The 9,600-nt window shown below is 68.7% G+C and carries 11 protein-coding genes and 1 pseudogene; 6 read left to right on the plus strand and 6 right to left on the minus strand.

Features of this window, described 5'->3' with window-relative positions:
- Positions 1-41: 41 nt before the first annotated feature.
- From PGN37_RS07100 to PGN37_RS07110, 3 genes are all read left to right on the plus strand, one after another.
- Entirely contained in the window at positions 42-1,175 is a 1,134-nt protein-coding gene (locus PGN37_RS07100; protein WP_335330315.1) for a nitronate monooxygenase, read from the plus strand.
- A gap of 79 nt (positions 1,176-1,254) precedes the next feature.
- Positions 1,255-1,848, plus strand: coding sequence for a TetR/AcrR family transcriptional regulator (locus tag PGN37_RS07105; protein WP_335330316.1), 594 nt, complete (start codon positions 1,255-1,257; stop codon positions 1,846-1,848).
- Complete coding sequence (locus tag PGN37_RS07110; protein ID WP_335330317.1) at positions 1,845-4,100, plus strand: molybdopterin-dependent oxidoreductase; 2,256 nt, start codon at positions 1,845-1,847, stop codon at positions 4,098-4,100. The genes PGN37_RS07105 and PGN37_RS07110 overlap by 4 nt, the downstream gene beginning before the upstream one ends.
- A gap of 12 nt (positions 4,101-4,112) precedes the next feature.
- On the opposite strand, the gene PGN37_RS07115 is transcribed toward PGN37_RS07110, so the two are convergent.
- A complete protein-coding gene (locus PGN37_RS07115) occupies positions 4,113-4,601 on the minus strand; it encodes a hypothetical protein (protein WP_335330341.1) in 489 nt (162 codons plus the stop codon).
- A 214-nt stretch (positions 4,602-4,815) separates the two neighbouring features.
- Between PGN37_RS07115 and PGN37_RS07120 the strand changes: the two genes are divergently transcribed.
- Positions 4,816-6,072 carry a cytochrome P450 gene (locus PGN37_RS07120; RefSeq protein ID WP_335330318.1) on the plus strand — a complete coding sequence of 419 codons (1,257 nt, stop codon included), beginning with the start codon at positions 4,816-4,818 and terminating at the stop codon, positions 6,070-6,072.
- A gap of 12 nt (positions 6,073-6,084) precedes the next feature.
- On the opposite strand, the gene PGN37_RS07125 is transcribed toward PGN37_RS07120, so the two are convergent.
- Positions 6,085-6,369: a hypothetical protein gene (locus tag PGN37_RS07125; protein ID WP_335330319.1), complete on the minus strand. Its 285-nt coding sequence runs from the start codon at positions 6,367-6,369 to the stop codon at positions 6,085-6,087.
- Between the two features lie 85 nt (positions 6,370-6,454).
- Here PGN37_RS07125 and PGN37_RS07130 point away from each other — a divergent pair, with 85 nt between their 5' ends.
- Both PGN37_RS07130 and PGN37_RS07135 read left to right on the plus strand, forming a co-directional pair.
- Complete coding sequence (locus tag PGN37_RS07130) at positions 6,455-7,231, plus strand: MmyB family transcriptional regulator (protein WP_335330320.1); 777 nt, start codon at positions 6,455-6,457, stop codon at positions 7,229-7,231.
- Between the two features lie 79 nt (positions 7,232-7,310).
- Positions 7,311-7,736, plus strand: coding sequence for a lipoprotein LpqH (locus tag PGN37_RS07135; protein ID WP_335330321.1), 426 nt, complete (start codon positions 7,311-7,313; stop codon positions 7,734-7,736).
- On the opposite strand, the gene PGN37_RS07140 is transcribed toward PGN37_RS07135, so the two are convergent.
- The 4 genes and pseudogenes from PGN37_RS07140 to PGN37_RS07155 all read right to left on the minus strand — a co-directional run.
- Positions 7,721-7,885, minus strand: a complete 165-nt coding sequence (locus PGN37_RS07140) for a hypothetical protein (RefSeq protein ID WP_335330322.1) — start codon at positions 7,883-7,885, stop codon at positions 7,721-7,723. The two genes, PGN37_RS07135 and PGN37_RS07140, sit on opposite strands and share 16 nt — an antisense overlap.
- 74 nt (positions 7,886-7,959) lie before the next feature.
- Entirely contained in the window at positions 7,960-8,697 is a 738-nt protein-coding gene (locus PGN37_RS07145) for a L,D-transpeptidase (protein WP_335330342.1), read from the minus strand.
- A 116-nt stretch (positions 8,698-8,813) separates the two neighbouring features.
- Complete coding sequence (locus PGN37_RS07150; protein WP_335330323.1) at positions 8,814-9,410, minus strand: Pr6Pr family membrane protein; 597 nt, start codon at positions 9,408-9,410, stop codon at positions 8,814-8,816.
- Positions 9,411-9,414: 4 nt separating this feature from the next.
- Positions 9,415-9,600: pseudogene (locus PGN37_RS07155) on the minus strand (DUF7159 family protein); the annotation flags it as partial.

Consider the following 9,600-nt stretch of genomic DNA (forward strand, 5'->3'; position numbering starts at 1 on the left):
TTTCCGACGCGTTCGGCCCATGAGCCCACCAGGAGCGGACTATGCATACTCCCCTGTGCGACCAACTCGGCATCGAATTCCCGATCTTCGCCTTCACCCACTGCCGTGACGTCGTGGTCGCGGTGAGCAAGGCCGGCGGGTTCGGCGTGCTGGGCGCGGTCGGCTTCACCCCCGAGCAGCTCGAGATCGAGCTGAACTGGATCGACGAGCACATCGGCGACCACCCCTACGGTGTCGACATCGTGATCCCGAACAAGTACGAGGGCTCCGACGCCGCGGACATGGACCCCGAGGTGCTGAAGAAGACGCTCAACGACCTGGTGCCGCAGGAGCACATCGAGTTCGCGAAGAAGATCCTGTCCGAGCACGGGGTACCCGTCGAGCACAGTGACGACGACGCCCTGCAGCTGCTCGGCTGGACCGAGGCGACCGCCACCCCTCAGGTCGAGGTGGCGCTGCAGCATCCGAAGGTGACGATGATCGCCAACGCGCTCGGCACCCCGCCGGCCGACATGATCGCCCACATCCACGAGCAGGGTCGCGTCGTGGCTGCGCTGTGTGGATCTCCCTACCAGGCCCGTAAGCACGCCGACGCGGGTGTCGACATCATCATCGCCCAGGGCGGCGAGGCCGGCGGGCACTGCGGTGACATCGGTTCGATCGTGCTGTGGCCGCAGGTCGTCAAGGAGGTCGCACCCGTCCCGGTGCTCGCCGCGGGCGGCATCGGCAGCGGCCAGCAGATCGCCGCGGCGCTGGCGCTGGGCGCCCAAGGCGCCTGGACCGGGTCGCAGTGGGTGATGGTCGAAGAGTCCGAGCACACGCCGGTGCAGCACGCCGCGTACGCCAAGGCCACCAGTCGCGACACGGTGCGCAGCCGGTCCTTCACGGGCAAGCCGGCGCGGATGCTCAAGAACGACTGGACCGAGGCGTGGGAGAACCCGGAGAATCCGCAGCCGCTCGGCATGCCGCTGCAGTACATGGTGTCGGGCATGGCGGTGGCCGCGACGCACAAGTACCCCAACGAGTCCGTCGACGTCGCCTTCAATCCCGTCGGTCAGGTGGTCGGCCAGTTCACCAAGGTCGAGAAGACCGCGATCGTGATCGAGCGCTGGGTGCAGGAGTACCTGGAGGCCACAGGCCGCCTCTCCGAACTGAACGAGGCCGCCTCCGTCTGAGTGATTTCGGCGTGGTTGTCGTCGCTGGGCGACGACAACCACGCCCATTTCGCGCGACAGATTATGTATGGTTGCATACATGACCAGTCCTCGTGAGCGCATGGTGGTCTCCGCGGCGCTGCTGATTCGGGAGCGTGGCGCCCAGTCAACCGCGATCGCCGATGTGCTCGAACACAGCGGCGCGCCCCGCGGCTCGGCCTATCACTACTTCCCTGGCGGACGGACCCAACTGCTCTGCGAGGCCGTCGACTACGCCGCGGCCTACATGGCCAGCCAGCTCGACGCCGCCCCGTCGTGCCTCGACGCGTTGGAGGAGTTGTTCTCCCGGCAGGCGCAACTGTTGCGCGACAGCGACTTTCGGGCGGGCTGTCCGGTGGTCGCGGTAGCTGTCGAAGCCGGCGACCCCGGTGCGCCCGAGCGTCCCGTCCTCGACCGCGCCGCTGCGGCGTTCGCCCGGTGGCGCGAGGCGCTGGCCGCCCGGTTGCGTGCCGACGGCGTCGCAGGAGACCGCGCCGAGGGGCTCGCCGTGTTCACGCTGTCGGCGTTCGAGGGGGCGATCGTCATCGCGCGGGCCCAGCGCGACGACGAACCTCTGCGCCTGGTGCACACCCAGCTCGCGGAGATGATCCGCGCGGCGCTACCCGCGGGCGCGAGAAAGCGAGCCACGCCATGACCGACACGACCGCCGACTGGCAGCCGACCGCCTGCATCCTGTGCGAATGCAACTGCGGCATCGTCGTTGCGGTCGAGGATCGCAAGCTGACCCGCATCCGCGGAGACAAGGACCACCCGGCGTCGCAGGGCTACACCTGCAACAAGGCGCTGCGGCTGGACCACTACCAGAACCAGCGCAACCGGCTGACCTCGCCGATGCGTCGCCGACCAGACGGCTCCTATGAGCAAATCGATTGGGACACAGCGATATCGGAGATCGCCGCGGGTTTCACCGCGATCGCCGACACCCACGGCGGCGACAAGATCCTCTACTACGGAGGCGGCGGCCAGGGTAACCACCTCGGGGGTGCCTACAGTGGCGCCTTCCTCAAGGCGCTGGGCTCCTACCATCGGTCCAACGCGCTGGCTCAGGAGAAGACCGGCGAGCACTGGGTCGATGCCCACTTCTACGGCGGCCACACCCGCGGCGAGTTCGACCACGCCGAGGTGTCGGTGTTCGTGGGCAAGAACCCCTGGATGTCTCAGAGCTTTCCGCGCGCCCGCGTGGTACTCAACGAGATCGCCAAGGACCCGGCACGGTCGATGATCGTGATCGACCCCGTGGTCACCGACACCGCGAAGATGGCGGACTTCCATCTGCGCGTGCGGCCCGGCGCCGACGCCTGGTGTCTGGCCGCGCTGGTGGCGGTGCTGGTGCAGGAAAACCTCTGCGACGACGCCTTTCTCGCTGAGCACGTCAGCGGCGCCGACGAGGTACGCGCCGTGTTCGCGCAGGTGCCCGTCGCCGACTACGCCGACCGCTGCGGCGTCACCGAGCAGTTGCTGCGGGACGCTGCCCGCCGCATCGCCCGCGCCGACAGCGTCGCGGTGTTCGAGGACCTCGGCGTGCAGCAGTCGGTGAACAGCACCGTGTGCTCGTATCTGAACAAGATGCTGTGGATCCTGACCGGCAACTTCGCCAAACCGGGCTCCCAGCACCTACATTCGTCGTTCGCGCCGCTGTTCCGGCCCGGCGGTGTCGGCCGCACCCCGGTCACCGGCGCGCCCATCATCGGCGGGTTGATGCCGAGCAACGTGGTGCCGGACGAAATTCTCACCGACCACCCCGACCGGTTCCGCGCGCTGATCGTGGAGAGCAGCAATCCGGCGCACTCGATCGCCGACTCCCGCGCCGTGCGCGCGGCGTTCGAGAGCCTGGAACTGCTCGTGGTCATCGACGTGGCGATGACCGAGACGGCCCGGCTGGCCCACTACGTGCTGCCCGCCGCCAGCCAGTTCGAGAAGGCCGAAGCCACGTTCTTCAATCTGGAGTTCCCGCGCAACACCTTCCACCTACGCCACCGGTTGATGGAGCCGTTGGAGTGCACGTTGCCCGAACCCGAGATCTGGGCCCGTCTGACCCGCGCACTCGGCGTCGTCGACGAGGCCGAGCTCGCACCGCTGCGCGAGGCCGCCGAGCGTGGTCTCGACGAGTTCGCCGCGGCGTTCCTGACCGCCGTCGGCGCGAATCCCGGCCTGGCCAAGGTGCTTCCGTTCGTGCTGTACGAGACGCTGGGTGCGACGCTGCCCGACGGTCTGGCCGGCGCGGCTGCGTTGTGGGGGCTGGCGCAGAAGACCGCGATGACCTATCCGGAGGCGGTCCGGCGCGCCGGCCACGCCGACGGCAACGCACTGTTCGAGGCCATCCTCACCGGGCGCTCGGGGATCACCTTCACGGTGCACGAGTACGAGGACGACTTCGCTCTGATCACGCACCCCGACCGCAGGATCGCGATCGCCATGCCGGAGATGCTCGCCGAGGTGGAGAAGCTGGCCGCGGAATCCGCGACACTCACCTCGCCCGAGTTCCCGTTCGTGCTCTCGGCCGGAGAACGGCGCGCTTTCACTGCCAACGACATCCTGCGCGATCCCAGCTGGCGCACCCGGGATGTCCAGGGGGCACTGCGAGTCAGCCCGGCGGACGCGGCCGCGTTGGGGTTGACCGACGGCGGACCGGCTCGCATCACCACCGCGGCGGGCACGGCCGAGGCAGTCGTCGAGATCAGCGACGCGATGCTGCCCGGGCACGCATCACTGCCCAACGGATTCGGGGTGGACTACGTCGACGCCCAGGGAGACACCGTCGCGCCCGGAGTCGCGCCGAACGCGCTCACGTCCAGTGAATGGCGCGACGCCTATGCGGGCACCCCGCTGCACAAGCATGTGCCCGCCCGGATCGAGGCGATGGTGGGAACGGCCGGCGCGCGGTAGAGCGCCGGCGCCTCAGGGTGCCAGCGGGGCCGGCGCGGGCACGGGTGGTGCCGGCGGCGCGGCCGGTGCCGGAGGGGTGGGAACCATGCCCGGCGTCGCCGTCATCGGGCGCTGGGTCAGCAGCAGCAGCGCATCCGAGCCCGACACCTCCTGGGTCTGCATCGAATGCCAGAGGTCACGTAGATACCCCAGTCGGGTCTGCGTCGTCGGGGTCTCGGTGGTGCCCGGAGGCAGGTTCTCGGGGCTGGACAGGTGCGGAACCTCGGCGGGCGGTGCCGCAGCCACATCGGGTGCACCACCGGCCAGCGCCTGGACCGGCGCACCCGGCAGCGTCGCCGGATCCAGCGCCGCCGGATCCAGCGGCGCAACTGGGGTAGGAACCGGGGCCGGCGGCGGAACCGCGGGACCGGGATCGGCGGCCGCGATGGGCGCACACACCAGCAGCCCCGCGACCGCGGCGGCGCCTACAGCAGAAGCGGTCCTGACCTGCCATCCGATCATCACCGGTTCCCCCTTCGGGTGTGCGGCCACGATGCAGGCCGCCTGGGTTCATTGTCACCCTGTGCTTCTCCCCCCGCGTCACATTCGTTACAGCTCTCTTCGACCGAACTCCGCGAACTCGGCGCCGTGAGCCCTGCCGGTGGTGTAGGTATCGAATACGAGCCCCGTGACGGCACCCCATGACGGCACCCCCGATGACGCAAGGAGCCACTGCATGCCGACTCCGGTCTTTCCCCCTGGTTTCGACTTCACCGATCCGGACCTCAACTGCGAGCGACTCCCAGTGGAGGAACTGGCCGCGCTGCGTCGCGCCGCACCCATCTGGTGGAACGAGCAGACCTCAGGCGGCGCCGGCCCCTTCGGCGACGGCGGTTACTGGGTGGTGACCAAACACCGCGACGTCAAAGAGATCTCGAAGCGCAGCGACGTGTTCTCCAGCCTGGAGAAGACCGCACTCCCCCGCTATCCCGAGGGCTCGACGGGTGAGCAGATCGAGACCGGCAAGTTCGTTCTGCTCAACATGGATGCCCCACACCACACCCATCTGCGCAAGATCGTCTCCCGCGGCTTCACCCCGCGAGCCGTGGAACGGCTGCGCGCCGACCTCGATGCCCGCGCGCAGGACATCGCCAAGAACGCTGCGGCCGCAGGTGCGGGCGACTTCGTCGAACAGGTCTCATGCGAACTCCCGCTGCAGGCCATCGCCGGGCTGCTCGGTGTGCCGATCGAGGACCGCAAGAAGCTCTTCGACTGGTCCAACCAGATGGTCAGCGACGACGACCCGGAGTTCGCGCACTACGACAACCGCAATGCGGCAACGGAATTGATCATGTACGCGATGCAACTCGCGGCCCAGCGGGCGGAGCAGCCGGGTGAGGACATCGTCACCAAGCTGGTCGAAGCCGACGTGGAGGGCCACAAACTCTCCGACGACGAGTTCGGGTTCTTCATGGTGCTGCTCGCTGTCGCGGGCAACGAGACGACCCGCAACTCGATCACCCACGGCATGATCGCGTTCACCGAGCACCCCGACCAGTGGGAGCTGTTCAAGGCGCAGCGCCCGGCTACCGCGGTCGACGAGATCGTGCGCTGGGCGACGCCGGTGACCTCGTTCCAGCGCACGGCGCTGTGTGACTACGAACTGTCCGGCGTGCCCATCAAGAAGGGGCAGCGGGTCGTGATGTCCTACCGCTCGGCCAATTTCGACGAAGAGGTGTTCACCAACCCCTCGTCGTTCGACATCCTGCGCGATCCGAACCCGCACGTGGGCTTCGGCGGCACCGGGGCGCACTACTGCATCGGCGCCAACCTGGCCCGCATGACCATCGAGTTGATGTTCAACGCCATCGCCGACCACATGCCCGATCTGCAGTCCATCGGAACCCCGGAACGTCTGCGCTCGGGCTGGTTGAACGGGATCAAGCACTGGCAGGTCGACTACACCGGCACGGGTTGTCCCGTCGCCCACTGAGCGTTCGATGCGTTAGCTCGGATAGTCGATGACAGAACGCCAGTAGTCCTCGCCGAGCTCGCCGCCGTTTCGCAGCACCATCGCCAGCCCGGTCGCCATGGCCAGGCCCAGCACGCCCAACCACAGCCCTGCCAACCCGATCAGCACCCACAGCGCCGTCGTCACCGCGGGCCACGGGGACACGATGGCGAGGACGGGCGCGAAGAAGAAACCGGTACCGACGTACCACGCCGAGCCTGCTCGGTCGCAGATCAGGACGATACGCAGCCAGCGGGGCGTGTGGGAGATCCCGGACATGCCTCCACGATTCGCGCCTCGGGTAAGCGTCGCAATTACCTCCGAGGTAGTAGCGCCCCCTACCGGCACGGCCCAGACTGAAGCGATGGTGATCCAGGAGGCCCCGCCGGCCACGGTGGGCGCGATGGTGAGGCGGTGGCGGGTGCGGCGCCGCCTGAGCCAGCTCGACCTCGCACTGGAAGCAGACGTCTCGGCGCGCCACGTCAGCTTCGTCGAAACGGGCCGCGCGACACCCAGCCGGGCGATGGTGCTGCGGCTGGCCGATGTGCTCGACGTGCCTCGGCGCGACCAGAACCGCATGCTGATCGCCGCTGGACACGCACCCGCCTACACCGAGCGGTCCCTGGACGCTCCCGACATGGCGTCCGTGCAGGCCGGCGTGGCGCGGGTGCTCGAGGCCTACAACCCATACCCCTGCGTCGTCGTGGACCGAGTCTGGAACCTGATCAGCGCCAACGCCGGCGCCGGCGTGCTGCTCGCCGGCGTCGCGCCGCACCTGCTCGACCGGCCCAACGCGTTGCGTATCGCACTGCACCCCGACGGCCTCGCGCCGCGCATCCGCAACCTCGGTCAGTGGCGCGCCCACCTGATCGCGCGGTTGCGGCGGGAGGCGGCAGCCGACGACACCGGGGACCTCACCGCACTGCTCGACGAGATCGGCGGTTACCCGGGCGGGGACGACCGATCCCCCGATCTGGGCGGGGTCGCGGTGCCGCTCGATCTCGTCACCCCCGACGGCGCCGAACTGCGCTTGCTGTCGATGGTCACGACGTTCGGAACCGCGCTGGATCTCACCGCCGCCGAACTCAGCATCGAAGCGTTTCTGCCCGCCGATGCCGCGACGGCGGCGGCCCTGCAATGACACGCCCGGGGTGACGCCTCGCGCGGATTGCGCGGGAAGTCCCCGGGCAACGGCTCATCACCGCATAGAGTCGTGCGCCATGGAGACTCGACATCTTGCCGCGATCGTCGCCGTCGGCGGAGCCGTCCTCGGGATGACGGCGTGCTCATCGCCCGAGCCTGCACTCGGCGGCACCACGGCAACCGTCGCGATCGACGGCAACGATGCCGGAGGCGCGTTCCCGGTGACGTGCCGGCAGACGGGTTTCACCTGGTACATCCAGACGGCTGGCAAGGACAAGGGATTCACCGCCGTGCTGGCGATGGACGGCCCCCCCAAAGCCGAGTCGGTCGAATTCCGCGATGTCGCAGGCTTTTCCGGCAACTTCTGGAAAGGCAACATGGGCGATGCCCAGGTGACTGGTCAGCAGGGGCGGTACACGATCACCGGCACCGCGGACGGCAACTTCACCGCGACACCGAGCGACGACGCGCAAGCGAAGTTCCGGATTCAGACCAACTGCTGAGCGAGTCTCTCCTCGTAGCGGGCGATCGCGACCAGGTTGTCGTGCGCCTCGACGCTGATGTATTCGCCGCTCATCGCCCGCAGCATGGGTGAGTCCCCGATCTCGGACACATCAGCCAGGCTCGCGGTCTCGCGTGGGTGGTCGTGCATGATCGCACCTCCGTCGTCGATGACAGAGGACTACCCGGTATGTGCCCGACGAATATGACGGTGCGGTGACCGGGTCAGGCCTGGACGATGATCGGATCGCCGACGCTGACGGTGTCGAAGTACCACGCCGCGTTGTCAGGGCTGAGGTTGATGCAGCCGTGGCTGACGTTCGCGTAGCCCTGCGAGCCCACCGACCACGGGGCGGAGTGCACGTAGACACCGCCCCAGGTGACGCGGACGGCGTCGGCGACGGTGAGCTTGTAGCCCTCGGGATCCGACAGCGGGATGCCGATGGTCCGCGAGTCCATGACCACGGACTTCTGCTTCTCCAGTGCGGTGAAACTCCCGATCGGCGTGGTGTGCTTCGGCTTGCCCATCGAGGCGGGCATCTCCCGGGCGACGACGCCGTCGATGCTGACGGTGAACGTGTGCGCGTCGAGGTCCGCGACCCCGACCACCGACGACCCGGTCTGGAAGCTGGTGGCGAATCCGCCCACCGAGACGTCGATGGGTGCGTGCGCCGGGAAGAACTGCGTGGGTGTCCACTGCACGGTCCGGTCGTCGAGCCACGAGAACGTGCCCTGGGCCGGCCCGCCGTCCGTCGGCCTCACCGCGAACGAGCTCTCGACAGCGCCGCGGTCGGGTACGGGGGCGGTGAACGTGACCGTGACCGGGTGGGCCACACCGACGGTCTCACCGGGCGACGGCGACATCTCGCTGATCGTCGACGGGAGCGTCGGCAGCGCAGAGCCGATGGCTCCGACCGCTGACGGCCCGACCGAGAGTCCGGTCATGACGACGACCGATCCCATCACGGCCGCGAAGCGGACGATCGAGAAGCGGAGTCGGTTGTGTTCACGTGAGGCGCTCGCCACGGTGCCATCCTAGGTAATCGACGGGTGTGACCCCTGTTGAACGACTATCGCGCTCACGCGGGGGAACGTTTCACTCCGCCACCGACGGCCAGCAACGCATATCCCAGCGCCAACACCCCGACGGCCAGGGCCGCGACGTTGGTGGCCACCGCGGCTGCACCGACGCTGTCGACATCCAGGAAGAAGTAGGGCGCCCGCCGGCCCAGGTCGTTGAGCACCAGCAGCGCCACCACCAGATACGCCGCCGGGAACGTCAGCCACGCCACGGGATGCCACCACGCCAGCGACGCCGTCGCGGTTGCCGGGCGCCGGCCTACCAGAACCCAGTCGCACAGCGCGAGCACCGGGACGACGCAGTGCAGCAGCAGGTTCGCGACGGTGTAGCCCATGCTGCGCTCGACGAGGAACAGGTTCCACACCAGTCCCGCCATCACCAGGTTGAGGACCACGGCCCCGCGCAGACCGGCGCGCACGTCGGCGCGCGGTCGGACCAGCGTCCAGAGATAGTAGGCGGCCGCCGCGACGTTGACCTGATAGGTGAACGTCACCATCCGCCACCACAGACCACGCTCGGAGGTCACGCCGACGACCAGCAGGGCCGCGGCAACGGCCAGGACGATCCCGACGCGAAGTCCGATACGCAGGGTCACGTCCTCAGGGTAGAGGCGGTGGCGGCGGAGGCGCCGGCTCGACGACCGGCGGCGGCTCGTCGCGTATCCCGGCCAAGCGATCGCGGATGCGCTGCAGCAGGCCGGGCTGCTGCTCGGGCACCGGCGGAGGTTCCACGACCGGTGGCGGCGGCGGGGCCGCGTCGACCGGCAGCGGGTCGGTGCTCTCGAT

The organism is Mycobacterium kyogaense, from assembly GCF_036946525.1.
Lineage (GTDB): Bacteria > Actinomycetota > Actinomycetes > Mycobacteriales > Mycobacteriaceae > Mycobacterium > Mycobacterium kyogaense_A.

Coding starts and splice junctions, on each gene's coding strand:
- PGN37_RS07100 (WP_335330315.1), top strand. CDS start 42: ATGCATACTCCCCTGTGCGACCAACTCGGCATCGAATTCCCGATCTTC.
- PGN37_RS07105 (WP_335330316.1), top strand. CDS start 1,255: ATGACCAGTCCTCGTGAGCGCATGGTGGTCTCCGCGGCGCTGCTGATT.
- PGN37_RS07110 (WP_335330317.1), top strand. CDS start 1,845: ATGACCGACACGACCGCCGACTGGCAGCCGACCGCCTGCATCCTGTGC.
- PGN37_RS07115 (WP_335330341.1), bottom strand. CDS start 4,601: ATGATCGGATGGCAGGTCAGGACCGCTTCTGCTGTAGGCGCCGCCGCG.
- PGN37_RS07120 (WP_335330318.1), top strand. CDS start 4,816: ATGCCGACTCCGGTCTTTCCCCCTGGTTTCGACTTCACCGATCCGGAC.
- PGN37_RS07125 (WP_335330319.1), bottom strand. CDS start 6,369: ATGTCCGGGATCTCCCACACGCCCCGCTGGCTGCGTATCGTCCTGATC.
- PGN37_RS07130 (WP_335330320.1), top strand. CDS start 6,455: ATGGTGATCCAGGAGGCCCCGCCGGCCACGGTGGGCGCGATGGTGAGG.
- PGN37_RS07135 (WP_335330321.1), top strand. CDS start 7,311: ATGGAGACTCGACATCTTGCCGCGATCGTCGCCGTCGGCGGAGCCGTC.
- PGN37_RS07140 (WP_335330322.1), bottom strand. CDS start 7,885: ATGCACGACCACCCACGCGAGACCGCGAGCCTGGCTGATGTGTCCGAG.
- PGN37_RS07145 (WP_335330342.1), bottom strand. CDS start 8,697: ATGGGATCGGTCGTCGTCATGACCGGACTCTCGGTCGGGCCGTCAGCG.